Consider the following 14885-nt stretch of genomic DNA (forward strand, 5'->3'; position numbering starts at 1 on the left):
CTCGCTTCAAATACCTTAGGGCGCTGGATAAGGTCCAACCCTCATAAACTAGTTGCCAACGGAGAATTCCATGAGCGCAGTGAATCACTTAATCCATGGCGAGCAAGTCGCCGGCACTGGCCGCACCGCAGACGTGTTTAACCCTTCTACAGGCGAGGTTATCCACCAGGTTGCACTGGCTGATCGCGCGACCATCCAGCAAGCGATCGACTCGGCCAAATCTGCTTTCCCGGCATGGCGCAATACGCCGCCGGCCAAGCGTGCGCAGATCATGTTCCGCTTCAAGCAATTGCTTGAGCAGCATGAAGCCGCCATCTCGAAGATGATCAGTGAAGAGCACGGCAAGACCCTCGAAGACGCCGCCGGTGAGTTGAAGCGCGGTATCGAAAACGTAGAGTACGCTTGCGCTGCGCCAGAAATTCTCAAGGGCGAATACAACCGTAACGTCGGCCCCAATATCGATGCCTGGAGCGACTTCCAGCCGGTTGGTGTGGTGGCTGGTATTACGCCGTTCAACTTCCCGGCGATGGTGCCGTTGTGGATGTATCCACTGGCAATCGTTTGCGGTAACTGCTTTATCCTCAAGCCTTCCGAGCGTGATCCAAGCTCGACGCTGTATATCGCCCAGTTGCTGCAGGAAGCGGGCTTGCCAAAAGGCGTGCTGAACGTTGTCCATGGCGACAAGGAAGCGGTTGATGCGCTGATCGAAGCGCCAGAAGTCAAAGCCTTGAGCTTCGTTGGCTCGACACCGATTGCCGAATATATCTACTCCGAAGGCACCAAGCGCGGCAAGCGCGTCCAGGCCCTGGGCGGGGCGAAGAACCACGCCGTGTTGATGCCAGATGCTGATCTGGACAATGCAGTCAGCGCACTGATGGGCGCTGCCTACGGCTCCTGTGGCGAGCGCTGCATGGCAATTTCCGTTGCCGTTTGCGTGGGCGACCAGGTTGCCGATGCGATGATCAAAAAGCTGGTGCCGCAGATCAAGGCACTGAAAATTGGCGCGGGTACTTCCACTGGGCTGGACATGGGCCCGCTGGTTACTGGCGCTCACCGTGACAAGGTCAAGGGCTATGTCGATGCGGGCGTTGCCGCTGGTGCCGAACTGGTTGTCGATGGTCGCGGCTATAGTGTTGCTGGCAACGAGAAGGGCTTTTTCCTCGGTGGTTGCTTGTTCGACCGCGTAACCCCTGAGATGAGCATCTACAAGGAAGAGATCTTCGGCCCGGTGCTCTGTGTGGTTCGCGTCAATAGCCTCGAAGAGGCCATGCAGCTGATCAACGATCACGAATACGGTAACGGCACTTGCATCTTCACCCGCGATGGCGAGTCTGCACGTTTGTTCTGTGACGAAATCGAAGTCGGTATGGTTGGGGTCAATGTGCCTCTGCCAGTGCCAGTCGCCTACCACAGCTTTGGTGGCTGGAAGCGTTCGCTGTTTGGTGACCTGCATGCCTACGGCCCGGACGGCGTACGTTTCTACACCCGTCGCAAAGCCATCACCCAGCGCTGGCCGCAACGCGCCAGCCATGAAGCCGCTTCCTTTGCCTTCCCAAGCAACGGTTAACAAGGGCTGGTTCCAGGGCTGCGCGAGCAGCCTCTGAAGCGTTAGTAAATAAAAAGACCCGTCATACCTGGCGGGTCTTTTTATTTACAGTGTTGAATGCTGGTGGACAAGCTTGGCGTTGCCAGACCCTGCGCCATCGGGTAGCTGTGTGTAGGGTGGGTAGCGCTGTTTTGCCCACCCATTATCAAAGTCAGCCATCAACGGCTGCGCGCGCAGTGATCTGCAGAGTTGGATACAATCGGCAGAATTTTTGAACGAGAGCGCAGCGCTTCTGAGGCTTGTATGTCACCCCTTGAACTTGTGGCTGCCACGTTAGGCGTCATTGCCGTGTGGCTGACGGTGAAACAGAACATCTGGTGCTGGCCGGTCGGGCTGGTCATGGTGTTGATGTATAGCTGGATCTTCTTCGACATCAAGCTTTATTCGGACATGCTCTTGCAGGTTGTCTATGCGGTGTTGCAACTCTATGGCTGGTGGCAGTGGACCCGTGGCGGTGGCGAGCATAACGGTCGGCAGGTCAGTCGTCTGAGCGCATCGGGGCTGGCGGGCAGTGTGCTGATCGGTGCGCTGGGCAGTGTCGCCCTGGGCTACTTGATGGCGACCCATACAGACGCCGCGTCACCCTGGTTGGATGCGGCTCTGACCGCGTTCAGCTTGGTTGCGCAAGTCTGGATGGCGCAGAAACGTCTTGAGTGCTGGATGTTGTGGATCATCGTCGATCTCGTTTTCGTCGGTTTGTTTATCAGCAAAAAGCTGTACCTGACAGCGGCTTTGTATGCGTTGTTCACATTGCTTGCAGTGCAAGGCTGGCGCAGCTGGCGGCGCACCCCTGAGCTTGCATACGCATGAAGGTGCTGGTGCTGACCGGGCCAGAGTCGACCGGCAAAAGCTGGTTGGCGGCTAGCCTGCAGGTGCAGTTTGGCGGTGTCGTGGTTGGCGAGTATGTGCGCAATTTTATTGATCAACACCAGCGTGATACCTGTTATGCGGATATCCCAACCATCGCCCAGGGCCAGTTGGAATGGGAAGATAAAGCCCGCGCCGAGCGGCCTGAACTCTTGATTCTCGATACGCACCTGTTGAGCAATATGCTGTGGAGCCGTGAGCTGTTTGGCGATTGTCCCGCCTGGATCGAGGACGCCTTGCTCGCGCGCCGTTATGACCTGAATTTATTGCTCGATCCGCGAGGAGTGCCCTGGGTCGAGGATGGCCAACGCTGCCAGCCGCAATTGGCTGAGCGGGTGCGTTTCTTCGAGGCCTGTCGTGACTGGCTGGTTTTTCATCAGCAGCCTTTTTTCCCCCTTCAAGGTGATTGGGCTGAGCGCCAACGCCAAGCCTTGAGCTGTGTCGGGCAGTGGCCGGACTCGCCGGCATAGCCTTCAATCGTACTGCCAGCGCTTGAGGATGGCGTCCAGTTTACCGTTGTCTTTCAACCGTTGCAGGGCGCTTGCAAACGCCTTGGCGTGTTGTTGGTCATTTTTATTGAATGCAGCGTAGCGCGGCATTTCGACCAATACGCGCGGTAAAATCCGTACCTTGGACGCCGAGTTTTGTTCCTGTACGAAATACATCAATTGGGTCTTGTCACCGATGATGATGTCAATTCTGCCTGCCAATAGCATCGACACCAGTTGTCTTGGATTGAGTGCGCTGGTGTCACGCGAAAGTTCAGCGTGGTCAAAGGTTGTTTCGTAGGCATAGCCCCTAACCTGGCCTATTACATAGGGCGTCAGGTCTTCGAGGCTTTGCCAGTCGGTTATAGCTGTCTTATGGGTGGTCATAAACACCGTGGCGCCAGTACGCAGCGGCCCCACCAGCAGGTATTGATTCATGCGCTCGGCAGTGCCTGCGAAAGCAAATGCCAGGTTGGCCTCATTGCGTTCGAGCATTTGCTTGACGCGCTGCCATGGATACAGGCGTATTCTGAAATCCAGCTTTGCCTCGCTCAAAACTGCACTGACCAAGTCCACATCCAGGCCCATCGGTGTCTCACTATGGGCTTGCGTGAAGCTGTAGGGCGCGAACTGATCATCGGCCACAGCCAGCAAGGGAGCCGCAGATACAGGTGCGCAGATGCACAGCAATAGGCCGAGAAGAAGGTAGCGCATGGTGAGCCCCGCTTGGTCGAGCGCCGGATAGAAGCACGGTGCAGTACATATCAATGCTAGCCAATGCTGGCTGTATATGTAAAACTTGCACTCGAGCTGCTCGAGGGGCGTCTCAGAAGGCTGGAACCAAGGGTCGAATCCGGGCAGGCCAGGGGCTTGAACCCGCCCAGATCTGCGAGATCAAACCTTTCTGACGAACTCTGATTTAAGCTTCATTGCGCCGATGCCGTCGATCTTGCAGTCAATGTCGTGATCGCCGTCGCATAAGCGAATGCCTTTGACCTTGGTGCCGACCTTGACCACCAGCGACGAGCCCTTGACCTTGAGGTCCTTGATCACGGTAACTGTGTCACCGTCTTGCAGTGGGTTGCCGACGGAGTCCTTGATCACTTTTATGTCATCAGCCGCGTTGTCCTCGGCGTTGGCAGACCATTCATGTGCGCATTCAGGGCACATCAGCATGGTGCCGTCTTCATAGGTGTATTCAGAGTTGCATTTGGGGCATGGCGGCAGGGAGCTCACAGCGCGACCTCGGGTTCAGTCTGATAAATGGCCGTATATTATATAGGGTTTTACACGCGTGGCGGCCAACAAACTGGACTTGCGGCCTAGGGCGATGGCTTGAAGGCGGGTCAGATAGTTTGAAGCAGTGCGATACGTACCTCTGTTCGTCAGAGTTACGGGCGTCAATTCGGATGCTTGAGATTTTTCCAGAGGCCTTTAATAATGGCCAGTAACAATCAACTTTACCGAGTGAAAGAACCTGTGGCAGTCGCTTGTTATTCATGATAATTATTTTCTTCGAAATAGCACTCGCTATCACTGCGCCATTATTGATGTCTTTAGTGAAGCCTGTATGGCTGTGAGCCAGTTCACAATAAGTGTCCCCGACGGAAAAATAAAATTAATAATCCTATATTTCCTACAAGGTGAATAACATGGCCTGCCTGTTTTGGGGGTATTCTTGCTTTTGCAAGAAACAAAGCGTTATATGACCGCGCACAGTGTTGGATATTGAATTAAACGGGTCGCTCGCAGGTCAATTCAGCCTGGGGTGTTATACCTCATGGTTTAATATATCGCTCTTTGGCTAGGCTTGGACGCCTAAGAATCTTTTGTATGGCCTCGGAACTAATTCCCTTCCCTGAGGTAGCGGGTCAAAGGAGCAGACGAAAGGTATTTGTTTTTTTGCTGTAAATAGCGCTTATACGTAACAAGGATTGTCACGGCAATGGCCACTGTAATTTTTTCTGCACCGGGACTCTATAGCGGAGAATACTTCCGGTTTATCGAACCTGATCGCTTCACTCATCACGCGCGTGTGCCTGGCTCACCTGACCTTTCAATTCATGGACGACACGGCAAGGGTGTTATGAGGCAGGATGCCTTATCTTTATTACAGATGCTGAAACCCTACTGTCATCGCCAGAGGCCGTTGGAATGATGGAGAGCACACGAATGCCATCTTTCCTGTCAGGGATGGAACGAGACCCGCTCGACACTGACTTCATCAGAATGAACTTCCGCTCTTTTGTACAGCGCGGCATTCTTATAATCATGGTTGTAAACCCACTGCATGCGCTTGTGCTCTGGTTAAATCATAGTGCGTGGTGGCAACTCAGTCTTATGGCAATGTTTATTCAGTTGCCATTCTATCCGTTGTGCGGGCAGCAGCGTTCTTTTGCGGTATTTCTCCCCAGCGTGCTGGCGTTGTTTTCGATGGTGGCCGTATATATATGGCTGTTCTCAGAACACTTTGGTTCCAGTGCAGGGTTTCATTATCTGATTATGTCATTGATTCCACTTGTTATATTCGCCGGGCGAATCGGGCTCAGGCTCAAGGTGCTTATTTGTCTGCTGATGGCCATTGGTATGTTTATAGCCGAACTCAAATTGCCCGGAACTGCCACAAACTCGATGAGTACCGAGGCATTGGAGCAGTTGCGGATCTTGAACTTGCTGATTTGCTTTATCAGCATATCCATGCTGACTTTTACCCACTTTGTCACCGTTTCGCGCATTCAGTCCAAGCTGCAGTATTTGGCGGCGTATGATCCGCTGACACAGCTGGTTAATCGTCGGCGAATGGGGCAACTGGCTGAGCAGGAAGTCTTGCAAAGCCGACGTCAGCAATACCCCTTATCGGTGATTTTGGCGGATGTCGATAATTTCAAAATGATCAATGACCGCCATGGCCATCCGGTTGGCGATGTCGCTTTGCAGCATGTCAGCGAGTTGATCAGCGCTATCGCCCGCGATACGGACAGCTGTTGTCGCTGGGGGGGCGAGGAGTTTTTGGTTTTGTTGCCCCATACAAACTTGCAGGGTGCCATGCAAGTCGCCGAGCGCATAAGGCAGCAGGTTGCAGCAACCCCTTTGAATGCACACGACCTTGAGCTAGAGATGCAATTGACGCTGGGGGTGGCGATGTTGATGCCGAATGAGAAGCTGGCTGAATTGATAAAGCGTGCAGATACAGCGCTTTATGAAGGTAAGCGTGCGAGTCGCAATTGCGTTGTCAAAAGCGATCCGCAATCGAGTTAGCTCAAGGTGTCATGTTGTTGGGGGCTGGCCAGTTCAGGGTCCCCGAGTCACTAAAGCGCGATGTGCCGAACAAGCCGCCTGCAAATTTACCGCTCAATTCATATGGCAGGCCCTGGCCGGGTTTATAGCTTGACGCGCCCATTGCCTGGCGCATCGCCGAAAATGCCGAGATGGTTACGGGCACGCTGATCACCGTCTCTCCAAAGCGCGGAACCTGCCCACTCTGGTCGCTGACACCACTGGCCAGCGGCTGATTGTTTACATCGAGGTCCAGGGCGATGCCGTTGTAGTCAATAGCGCTGTCATTCGGGTTTTGCACCCGCAGTTTTACCGAAAAACGCATTTCCAGGCCTTCACCGGGTAAGGGCTCGATGCCGACCAGGTCGATCTTGAGCGGATCGCGGGGCGTCAGGCTGCTGCAAGCCGTCAAGCTGATCAGCAAAAAACCGATGAGCGCGGTTCGTAACAGCGATTGAAGCGATGTGGTGAAGTTGAACATGATGAAGATTCCATTCAATTGTGCAGGCATATGGGCGGCGCGCAGCAGCCAACGGATGTATATGCTATAGACCACGTCCGACAACTTAGGTTGTGGTTATTAGTTTTGCGTGTTTCGCTGCTTGCTTTGGAGAACGATGGCGATACCGCCAAGCACTGCCGCCGAGCTTAACAGCAGGCGCAGGGTCAGGGCTTCGCCGAGTAAAAGGCTGCCAGCCAATGCGGTCAGAATTGGCACGCTGAGCTGTACGGTGGCCGCCTGGAAGGATTTCAGCCCACGCAATGCACTGTACCAGACCGCATAGCCGACCCCTGACGTAACCGCCCCGGATAGCACAGCGTAGCCCAAGCCAGCCAAGTCCCACTGCAGGCGGCTGATAAAGACAACGCTGATGATTAAGCCGATTGGCACTGCCCGCAAGAAATTGCCGGCTGTCGTTGCCAGTGGATCGGTAGCACCGCGGCCCATCAGGGAATAAACACCCCAGGCAACCCCGGCCAAGAGCATCAGCAAGGCACTGCCCAGCGCAGGTGTATTGGCGCCAGGTAGCAGCAAGGCCAGGAGCCCGGCGAGTGCCATTGCCAGGCCAATCGTGGTGGCAAAGCTAAAGCGTTCACCGCGATAAAAGCCCCAGGCAATCATGCTCAACTGGACTGCGCCAAACAGCAGCAGCGCGCCGCTACCGGCATCGAGATTGAGGTAGGCGAATGAAAAGGCGATGGCATAGGTCGTCAGCGCCAGGGCACCTGACCAGGTGCCGGACAAGGGTTGCGCAGCGGTTTTCAAACGCAGGATCACCAGCAAGGTGATTGCCCCGGCGACGAGCCGTACGCTGGTAAAACTTGCAGCGTCTATTTCAGTGGTTTTCAGCGCGAGCCGGCAAACAATAGAGTTACCGGCAAATGCCAGCATTGCCAAGGCGGTAAGCAACAGCGTGCGTGAAGACATGATGCATCCTTGTATGCAGATGGCTCATCTAATCACACAAGCAACGGCAATGGCATTGTACTGAAGGCTCAAGCTGTAAAATGCGCAGGCCAACCGTGTGTTCGCCTGCGCTTGGCCTTTAGAAGTGTACTTTTACGATGAAGTTGGTCGCGCTCTGGTTCGTGCCATCAAGGATGGTGTCGCCCAGGTAGCTATCGTTATCGATACCGTATTTGTCTTTCCAGTAATCGTATTCGATGCCCACATAGAGTTGTTTTTCACCCCAGCTCAGGGCCTTGCCCAAATCATATTTGACTTGCGGGTTGAAGTGCAGGTTGGCGTGATAGCTGTTGTCGTTATCGACCACCCAGTCCATGAAACCGTCGATCAGGATATCCGAGTTACCCACTGGGATTGTGTAGCTCCAGACTGGCGTGATCTGCCAGACGTTATCGCCATCACGCTTGCCATCGGTGGTGCGCAAATAGGTATTGATCTGGAAATAATCAAACCCGGGAATTGCCAGGTCAAAGCCCGGACCGATCAGGTACGACTCGGTGTCGTCCTCGCCAAATTCATAGGTCATGGCCAACAGCACGTCTTTGACGGGGCCAAACTCCAGCTTGGTGTTGAACAGCTTGCCGAACGACAGGCGCGGTGAAAACTCGCCATAAAAGGTGCTGCTGTCACCGGCGCCATTGCGCTCGGCACTGTTGTAGGTGATGCCGTCGACGAAGAAAAACAGGTCACCGACACTCCAGCCGCTGGCATGTTCAAAAGTTACGGTTTGCTGGTCTTCCGGATCAACCTTGAAGTTCTTGCCGTAAAGATAGGTGAAGCTGTTGTTTTGCCATTGCAGGTAATCGCCAGCTACAGCCTGGCCGCCAGCCAGAAGCCCGCCGGCTAACATCAGAGTAGAGATAAAACGGTTCATCGGATGGTGCTCCTGGTGCGCAGAATTATAGTTTTAAACCTATCTATTCGGTCAGGCTGTCGCTTCTAGAGCAAAAACAAAGCCAATCGGCAATTTTTTGTCTTTGTGCGGTTATAAATCCGGTTTTTCGGGGAGTTTTGCTGTATTTGGTTACAGAGTGATCAACTGCGCAGGCGCCATTAACAGCCATTTTTCTGACCAAAAGGACAGTTTTGCATCAGTTTGGGGCGTTGCAGGGCAAGCGTTGCTCAGCCAGCTTTGATAGCTGTTGCTACGAGATGCATTTAGGATCCGGGCGAGATGAAAAGCGCGGCATACTAACGGTCTGTATGCAAAGGTCAAGCGGGGCGTGGGAGCGAGCGGTGCATCGGCTCAGGATCAATCGCACCTGAGCCGTGCCGTGATGGTGGGATTAAACCTGGTCTGGATTGAATGTCTTGCTCATGCCGGCCCAGCACGCATCGTAATCAGCCTGGCGTTCCGGGCACTGCAGGGCGTGTTGGCTTGGGCGAAGTACATTGCAGGTCTCGAACATAAAGGCCATGGTGTTATCGATCTTATGCGGTTGCAAATCCGCAGCAATCGCCTGGGTTGTACTGGTGTTGTCGGGGCCATGGGCGCTCATGCAATTGTGCAATGAAGCGCCGCCGGGCGAGAAGCCATCGGCCTTGGCGTCGTATGCACCCTTGATCAAGCCCATGAACTCATTCATCAGGTTGCGATGGAACCAGGGCGGACGGAAGGTGTTTTCGGCCACCATCCAGCGCGGCGGGAAGATTACAAAGTCTGCATTAGCCTGGCCTGGCGTATTGCTTGGCGAGGTCAGCACCGTGAAGATTGACGGGTCCGGATGATCAAAGCTGACGGTGCCAATGGTATTGAAACGGCGCAGATCATATTTATAGGGCAGGTTATTGCCATGCCAGGCGACCACGTCCAGCGGCGAATGATCAAGCTGTGTTGCCCACAACTCGCCAAGAAACTTCTGCACCAGCTGTACCGGTTGCTCCACATCCTCGAAATGGGCGACCGGTGCGAGGAAATCGCGCGGGTTGGCCAAACCATTGCTGCCAATCGGTCCCAACTCCGGCAAATGGAAAGCACTGCCGTGATTCTCGCAGATATAGCCGCGGGCGCTGGCATCGAGTAACTCAACACGAAACTTCATGCCGCGCGGGATTACTGCAATTTCAAGTGGCTCGACCACAAGCAGACCAAGCTCCGTGGCTATTCGCAGGCGACCTTGCTGCGGCACGATCAACAGCTCGCCATCGGCGTTGAACATCACCCGGGTCATCGAGCAATTAGCCCGGTAGACATGCACGCTGACCCCGCTTGCCTGATCGGCAGCGTTGGTGGCGGCGAGGGTGACTAAACCATCAATGAAATCAGTCGCAGGTTCAGGTATTTGCAGAGGGTTCCAGCGCAAGCGATTCGGGGTGACCGGGCCCAGCTGGCCACCGCAAATCTGTTTATCCATGCGTACAAAGGCGGGGTGATTGGCCGAGGGCTTTATGCGGTACATCCAGGTTCGCCGCGAGTCTGCCCGTGGGACAGTAAATGCAGTGCCTGAAAGCAGCTCTGTATACAAACCGTAAGGTACTTTTTGCGGCGAGTTTTGCCCGATCGGCAAAGCACCCGGCAATGCTTCACTGCTGTGGTGGTTGGCAAAGCCCGATAAGTAGACGAGGTCTTGGGATTTCATGATTTTATTTTTGTGTAATTGAATTACGTTAAGCGTAACTTGAGTTGTGTTGGTCGTCAAACCAGGGCGAAATCAGACGCACAGCCGCCGCTCTGGCAAGTGCAGATCGGTGTGAGTTGAGAAAAGGTAGAGCGTGTGAATAGCCGCATTGGCTAAAGTGCTAGAGCGTGAATCAGGCCATCTTCCGACTATCGTCTTCGAGTTGCCGCTGTAGACGGTAAAGATGACTAAAGCCTTGCTCCCAGCGGCTATGGCCCGATGACACATTGATATGACCGACACCGCGCAGAATTGAGACTTCGCTGCCCCAAGCTTGCGCTAATTGCAGCGCCCGATTGGCGCTGGCGGCGGGGTCGTTATCCGAGCCAATTAGCTGGCTGGGAAAGGGCAGCCTGGCACTTGGTATGGGCGCAAAGTTGCGCAGTGGGCCAGGGCAGTTGAGTCGTTCTACATCGGCTGGAGCAAACAGCAGCGCACCCAGTACTCGGTTGATCAGCTCTTTAGGTGCTTGCGCGGCCCAATGAGCCACAGTCACACAGCCCAAGCTATGGGCGATAAGCACGACTGGCCGTGTGTCATCTGCTATTGCACGTTGCAATTGCTTAACCCAACTGGTTTTTTGTGGGTGTTGCCAGTTGTCTTGCTCGACCCGACTGCTGTTCGGCAGCACCCGTTGCCAGTGGCTTTGCCAATGTTCTGCAGGTGAGCCATGCCAGCCTGGAATGATTAAGTAGCGAATGGATTGCTCAGGCATGGGCTTGGCTCATTAAGTGTTTGACGCCAGCAGGGTAGGTAATATTGGTTGGTTAATAAAAGAATAAAAAATTATTTTCTTATTCATTTTGATCGATTTGGCGAGATGAAGATGATTGAATTTATTTATTCTAAAAAGTAATAAATATGTGAACAAATAGTATTTTTAAGAATAAAAAGGCTCTCCTACTATCGACCCAGACCCACCCGCAGGCAAAGATCAGGGTGTGGGATAGGAGCCTAGCAATGACTGCGACAGAAAAAAAATCGAACAACCTGGACGACGCACAGGTGTTGCGCGAAATCAAAAATGCGCTCAACGGCCTCAAGTTTGGTTCGGTAGAGATTGCCGTGCATAACGGCCAAGTGGTGCAAATAGAACGCAAAGAAAAATTCAGGTTGGTAACCGCAAACCAATAGGTTGGCGGAGCTCGTCAGTTTCCGAAGGATTTCCCGCTTTCACCCTAGCCCGACTGGACCACCGGAGGGCGTGATAACCCAACACGTACCGGTATTGCATCCGTTAATCAGCCCCAGGCTGTTTGCGGCCATGTCCAAATCAAATGTCTGTTTAGGGAGTTGCATCATGCTTATTCGTGGTCTTGTATTCGCCGCTCTGGCGAGCGCCTTCATTGCTGGTCCCGTCGCCGCAGCGCAAACCTTGTTGAATGTTTCGTACGATCCAACCCGTGAGTTCTACAGCGAGTTCAATGCTGCATTCAATAAACATTGGCAGGCTGAAGGACATCCGGCGATCAAGGTTCAGCAATCCCATGGAGGCTCTGGCAAACAGGCCCGGGCGGTGATCGATGGTTTACCGGCTGACGTTGTCACCCTGGCGCTTGCCGGCGATATCGACGAACTACACCGCATCGGCAAGTTGATCCCTGAAAATTGGCAAGAACGCTTGCCGCAATCAAGCACACCCTACACGTCGACCATTGTCTTCCTGGTGCGCAAAGGTAACCCCAAGGCCATCAAGGATTGGGATGATCTAATCAAGCCGGGCGTGTCGGTTATCACGCCGAATCCGAAAACATCGGGCGGAGCACGCTGGAACTTTCTCGCAGCCTGGGCCTACGCCAAGCAAAAGCTTGGCAGTGACGAACAGGCACAGGGTTTTGTAAAGAAGCTTTGTAGCAACGTGCCGGTACTGGATAACGGCGGACGTGGCTCAACCATCACCTTTGTGAACAACCAAATTGGCGATGTATTGCTGGCTTGGGAAAATGAAGCCTTTCTGGCACTGAAGGAAGAGGGCGGCGATCAGTTTGAGATTGTCGCACCTTCACTGTCTATTCTTGCCGAGCCTCCTGTTGCCGTGGTCGATAAGAACGTCGAGCGCAAAGGCACGCGTGAAGTGGCGCAGGCTTATCTCGAATACCTCTACAGCGATGAAGGGCAGCGCCTTGCCGCCAAACATTTTTATCGCCCACGCAATCCACAAATTGCCGCCGAGTTCAGCAAGCAGTTTCCGGCCTTGAAACTGGTCACTGTCGATATGGACTTTGGTGGTTGGAAAGTCGCGCAGCCGAAGTTCTTTAACGATGGTGGTGTGTTCGACCAGATCTATCAGGTCCAGTAGTCAGCGGGCCAGGCCCACAATTGCAGTTGTGCAGCGCAGCTTACTTAAAGTTGCACTGCACCTGCGTGGTTGTTTGTTAAGGATTGATCATGCTGCGTCGAACTTCTCCCGTCATACCCGGCTTCGGCATGACGCTGGGCTTTACCCTGCTGTACCTGAGCTTGCTGGTGCTGATTCCCTTGGCGGCGATGTTCGTCCATGCGGCGCAGCTTTCGTGGGCTGATTTCTGGGCGATCATCTCTGCACCGCGTGTACGTGCCGCACTTAAGTTGAGCTTTAGCACGGCCTTTGCCGCCGCCATGATCAATGCGTTTATCGGTGCCCTGCTGGCCTGGGTATTGGTGCGCTACGAGTTTGCCGGGCGCAAGGTCATCGAAGCCATGATCGACCTACCATTTGCCCTGCCCACCGCTGTTGCCGGTATCGCGTTGACTGCCTTGTATGCGCCCAATGGCTTGATCGGCAAGTTGGCCAGCGACATCGGTTTGAAAATTGCCTACACACCGCTGGGGATCACCTTGGCACTTGCGTTTGTCACCTTGCCGTTTGTGGTGCGCACCTTGCAACCGGTGTTGGCTGATATCCCGCGTGAGATCGAAGAGGCCGCCGCCTGTCTGGGGGCCAAGCCATTGCAGATTGTGCGTCATCTGATTTTGCCGGCGATGTTGCCAGCCTGGTTGACCGGTTTCTCATTGGCTTTTGCGCGAGGCGTGGGCGAGTACGGATCGGTCATTTTCATTGCCGGCAACATGCCGATGAAAACTGAAATCCTGCCACTGCTGATCATGGTCAAGCTCGATCAATACGACTATCACGGCGCTACCGCGATTGGCGTACTGATGTTGGTGGTTTCATTTACTTTGCTGCTAATGATCAATCTGTTGCAGCGCAGAATTATCAAAACTTGAGGGTGGATCATGTCATCACAATCGAGTGTCTTGCCGTCTTCAAATCACCGGCTAAGGCGCCGCAATAATTCAGGCAGACCGCTGTTGATAATGGCGGCCTGGATGGTGTTTGGATTATTTCTGTTGCTGCCACTGGGCGTGGTTGTCAGCGCCGCATTAAAGCAAGGCTGGGCGGTATTTATCAGCGCCATATTCGAGCCTGATGCCTTGTCTGCGCTGCAGTTGACTTTGCTTGCGGTGGGTATTTCTGTGCCGCTTAACTTGGTGTTTGGCGTCTGCGCCGCATGGGCTGTAAGCAAGTATGAGTTTCGCGGTAAAAGCCTGCTGGTCACGCTGATCGATTTGCCGTTTTCGGTATCGCCGGTCATTGCAGGTTTGATTTATGTCTTGTTGTTCGGTGCCCAGGGCTTTTTCGGCGAGTGGTTGCAGGCGCGCAATATTCAAATTGTTTTTGCCTTGCCTGGGATCATTCTGGCAACAGTGTTCGTCACAGTGCCATTTGTGGCTCGCGAGCTGATTCCACTGATGCAGCAGCAGGGCACCCAGGAAGAGGAAGCCGCACGCTTGCTCGGCGCCAATGGCTTGCAAATGTTCTGGCATGTCACCTTGCCCAACATCAAGTGGGGGCTGATCTACGGTGTGGTGCTCTGTACTGCACGGGCGATGGGGGAGTTTGGTGCTGTCTCGGTGGTTTCCGGGCATATCCGTGGCTACACCAACACATTGCCGCTGCATGTCGAGATTCTCTACAACGAATACAACCACGTTGCGGCATTCAGTGTCGCCAGCTTGTTATTGCTGCTGGCGCTGATCATTTTGTTGTTAAAGCAGCTGAGTGAGCAGCGCCTTAATCACCTCAAGCATGTCGCCAACGAGAATTGACAGGCCTTAGGTGTCGCGCAGCAAGTCGTGGCTATCAAGTAGGCGGAAGGCAATCTCTGGACGTTTTTCCAGGCCTCGGCGAATGGCTGCCGGAATCGATTGGCGAGTCTTGCGGCACAGCCCGCTCAGCTCTGCGATCTCTATGGCAATGCCGCGCATGCTGCGTACCTCGTTAAAGCCGGGGGCAACCTTCACGCGTACACCTAGCTGTTCGTAGATACGCGCTTGCAGGCGTTCGAGTTCTTCAAGGCTCTGGATGTTTTCAAGCCGCTCGATCAGGCGTCTTTCTTCATGGCGGGTCAATCGCAGGATGCGCACGTCCGCCCCTGGAGTCGTCTCCAGTTGCTCGCGCCCGCAGTCGCAGGCGCCGGGCGGACAGGGTTGGCGAGTTGCAAAGGTTTCGCTCATGGGCTCCGGGGTAGAACTGTTCAAACTGCCGCGCCCAATGTTGGAGCGGACGGCTGTTCGCGTGA

General features: G+C 54.1%; 16 protein-coding genes. 8 read left to right on the forward strand and 8 right to left on the reverse strand.

What is annotated here, in order from left to right:
* Positions 1-70: 70 nt before the first annotated feature.
* The 3 genes from PSES9_RS0112475 to PSES9_RS0112485 all read left to right on the forward strand — a co-directional run bounded on the left by PSES9_RS0112475 (position 71) and on the right by PSES9_RS0112485 (position 2943).
* A complete protein-coding gene (locus PSES9_RS0112475; protein ID WP_010487392.1) occupies positions 71-1567 on the forward strand; it encodes a CoA-acylating methylmalonate-semialdehyde dehydrogenase in 1497 nt (498 codons plus the stop codon).
* Between the two features lie 282 nt (positions 1568-1849).
* A complete protein-coding gene (gene pnuC / locus PSES9_RS0112480; protein ID WP_010487394.1) occupies positions 1850-2416 on the forward strand; it encodes a nicotinamide riboside transporter PnuC in 567 nt (188 codons plus the stop codon).
* A complete protein-coding gene (locus PSES9_RS0112485; protein WP_010487395.1) occupies positions 2413-2943 on the forward strand; it encodes an AAA family ATPase in 531 nt (176 codons plus the stop codon). Before pnuC ends, PSES9_RS0112485 begins: the two co-directional genes overlap by 4 nt.
* 3 nt (positions 2944-2946) lie before the next feature.
* On the opposite strand, the gene PSES9_RS0112490 is transcribed toward PSES9_RS0112485, so the two are convergent.
* Together PSES9_RS0112490 and PSES9_RS0112495 are read right to left on the reverse strand one after the other, a co-directional pair.
* The gene (locus PSES9_RS0112490) at positions 2947-3675 is read right to left on the reverse strand and encodes a substrate-binding periplasmic protein (RefSeq protein WP_010487397.1); all 729 of its coding nucleotides are present in this window, start codon (positions 3673-3675) and stop codon (positions 2947-2949) included.
* Between the two features lie 180 nt (positions 3676-3855).
* The gene (locus tag PSES9_RS0112495) at positions 3856-4197 is read right to left on the reverse strand and encodes a zinc ribbon domain-containing protein YjdM (RefSeq protein WP_010487399.1); all 342 of its coding nucleotides are present in this window, start codon (positions 4195-4197) and stop codon (positions 3856-3858) included.
* 936 nt (positions 4198-5133) lie between these two features.
* Between PSES9_RS0112495 and PSES9_RS0112500 the strand changes: the two genes are divergently transcribed.
* Positions 5134-6219 (forward strand): GGDEF domain-containing protein, encoded by a 1086-nt coding sequence (locus PSES9_RS0112500; protein ID WP_010487400.1) that lies wholly within the window; start codon positions 5134-5136, stop codon positions 6217-6219.
* Between the two features lies 1 nt (position 6220).
* Here PSES9_RS0112500 and PSES9_RS0112505 read toward each other — a convergent pair whose 3' ends face one another.
* From PSES9_RS0112505 to PSES9_RS0112525, 5 genes are all read right to left on the reverse strand, one after another.
* Positions 6221-6718, reverse strand: a complete 498-nt coding sequence (locus tag PSES9_RS0112505) for an LEA type 2 family protein (RefSeq protein ID WP_010487402.1) — start codon at positions 6716-6718, stop codon at positions 6221-6223.
* Between the two features lie 99 nt (positions 6719-6817).
* A complete protein-coding gene (locus PSES9_RS0112510; RefSeq protein ID WP_010487404.1) occupies positions 6818-7666 on the reverse strand; it encodes a DMT family transporter in 849 nt (282 codons plus the stop codon).
* Between the two features lie 118 nt (positions 7667-7784).
* Complete coding sequence (locus tag PSES9_RS0112515) at positions 7785-8579, reverse strand: outer membrane protein OmpK (protein ID WP_010487406.1); 795 nt, start codon at positions 8577-8579, stop codon at positions 7785-7787.
* Positions 8580-8991: 412 nt separating this feature from the next.
* Entirely contained in the window at positions 8992-10284 is a 1293-nt protein-coding gene (gene hmgA / locus PSES9_RS0112520) for a homogentisate 1,2-dioxygenase (protein WP_010487408.1), read from the reverse strand.
* A gap of 172 nt (positions 10285-10456) precedes the next feature.
* Positions 10457-11038, reverse strand: coding sequence for an RBBP9/YdeN family alpha/beta hydrolase (locus tag PSES9_RS0112525; protein ID WP_010487409.1), 582 nt, complete (start codon positions 11036-11038; stop codon positions 10457-10459).
* Positions 11039-11283: 245 nt separating this feature from the next.
* Here PSES9_RS0112525 and oscA point away from each other — a divergent pair, with 245 nt between their 5' ends.
* The 4 genes from oscA to cysW all read left to right on the forward strand — a co-directional run bounded on the left by oscA (position 11284) and on the right by cysW (position 14412).
* On the forward strand, positions 11284-11457 hold the full coding sequence (gene oscA / locus PSES9_RS24570; protein ID WP_010487411.1) for a sulfur starvation response protein OscA: 174 nt from the start codon (positions 11284-11286) through the stop codon (positions 11455-11457).
* Between the two features lie 166 nt (positions 11458-11623).
* Positions 11624-12622 carry a sulfate ABC transporter substrate-binding protein gene (locus PSES9_RS0112535; protein WP_010487413.1) on the forward strand — a complete coding sequence of 333 codons (999 nt, stop codon included), beginning with the start codon at positions 11624-11626 and terminating at the stop codon, positions 12620-12622.
* Between the two features lie 89 nt (positions 12623-12711).
* Positions 12712-13530 carry a sulfate ABC transporter permease subunit CysT gene (gene cysT / locus PSES9_RS0112540; RefSeq protein ID WP_010487414.1) on the forward strand — a complete coding sequence of 273 codons (819 nt, stop codon included), beginning with the start codon at positions 12712-12714 and terminating at the stop codon, positions 13528-13530.
* A 9-nt stretch (positions 13531-13539) separates the two neighbouring features.
* The gene (gene cysW, locus PSES9_RS0112545) at positions 13540-14412 is read left to right on the forward strand and encodes a sulfate ABC transporter permease subunit CysW (protein WP_029529533.1); all 873 of its coding nucleotides are present in this window, start codon (positions 13540-13542) and stop codon (positions 14410-14412) included.
* A 6-nt stretch (positions 14413-14418) separates the two neighbouring features.
* Here the strand turns inward: cysW and PSES9_RS0112550 are convergent, their stop codons facing one another.
* A complete protein-coding gene (locus tag PSES9_RS0112550) occupies positions 14419-14820 on the reverse strand; it encodes a hypothetical protein (protein WP_010487416.1) in 402 nt (133 codons plus the stop codon).
* Positions 14821-14885: the final 65 nt, after the last annotated feature.

It is taken from the genome of Pseudomonas sp. S9 (genome assembly GCF_000222125.1).
GTDB classification, from domain to species: Bacteria; Pseudomonadota; Gammaproteobacteria; order Pseudomonadales; family Pseudomonadaceae; genus Aquipseudomonas; species Aquipseudomonas segetis.

Bases quoted from the DNA above. Each gene is read 5' to 3' on its own strand.
- PSES9_RS0112550 (WP_010487416.1), bottom strand. From the start codon at position 14,820: ATGAGCGAAACCTTTGCAACTCGCCAACCCTGTCCGCCCGGCGCCTGC.
- PSES9_RS0112510 (WP_010487404.1), bottom strand. From the start codon at position 7,666: ATGTCTTCACGCACGCTGTTGCTTACCGCCTTGGCAATGCTGGCATTT.
- PSES9_RS0112505 (WP_010487402.1), bottom strand. From the start codon at position 6,718: ATGTTCAACTTCACCACATCGCTTCAATCGCTGTTACGAACCGCGCTC.
- pnuC (WP_010487394.1), top strand. From the start codon at position 1,850: ATGTCACCCCTTGAACTTGTGGCTGCCACGTTAGGCGTCATTGCCGTG.
- PSES9_RS0112515 (WP_010487406.1), bottom strand. From the start codon at position 8,579: ATGAACCGTTTTATCTCTACTCTGATGTTAGCCGGCGGGCTTCTGGCT.
- cysT (WP_010487414.1), top strand. From the start codon at position 12,712: ATGCTGCGTCGAACTTCTCCCGTCATACCCGGCTTCGGCATGACGCTG.
- oscA (WP_010487411.1), top strand. From the start codon at position 11,284: ATGACTGCGACAGAAAAAAAATCGAACAACCTGGACGACGCACAGGTG.
- PSES9_RS0112525 (WP_010487409.1), bottom strand. From the start codon at position 11,038: ATGCCTGAGCAATCCATTCGCTACTTAATCATTCCAGGCTGGCATGGC.
- PSES9_RS0112485 (WP_010487395.1), top strand. From the start codon at position 2,413: ATGAAGGTGCTGGTGCTGACCGGGCCAGAGTCGACCGGCAAAAGCTGG.
- cysW (WP_029529533.1), top strand. From the start codon at position 13,540: ATGTCATCACAATCGAGTGTCTTGCCGTCTTCAAATCACCGGCTAAGG.
- PSES9_RS0112490 (WP_010487397.1), bottom strand. From the start codon at position 3,675: ATGCGCTACCTTCTTCTCGGCCTATTGCTGTGCATCTGCGCACCTGTA.
- PSES9_RS0112500 (WP_010487400.1), top strand. From the start codon at position 5,134: ATGCCATCTTTCCTGTCAGGGATGGAACGAGACCCGCTCGACACTGAC.
- PSES9_RS0112535 (WP_010487413.1), top strand. From the start codon at position 11,624: ATGCTTATTCGTGGTCTTGTATTCGCCGCTCTGGCGAGCGCCTTCATT.
- hmgA (WP_010487408.1), bottom strand. From the start codon at position 10,284: ATGAAATCCCAAGACCTCGTCTACTTATCGGGCTTTGCCAACCACCAC.
- PSES9_RS0112475 (WP_010487392.1), top strand. From the start codon at position 71: ATGAGCGCAGTGAATCACTTAATCCATGGCGAGCAAGTCGCCGGCACT.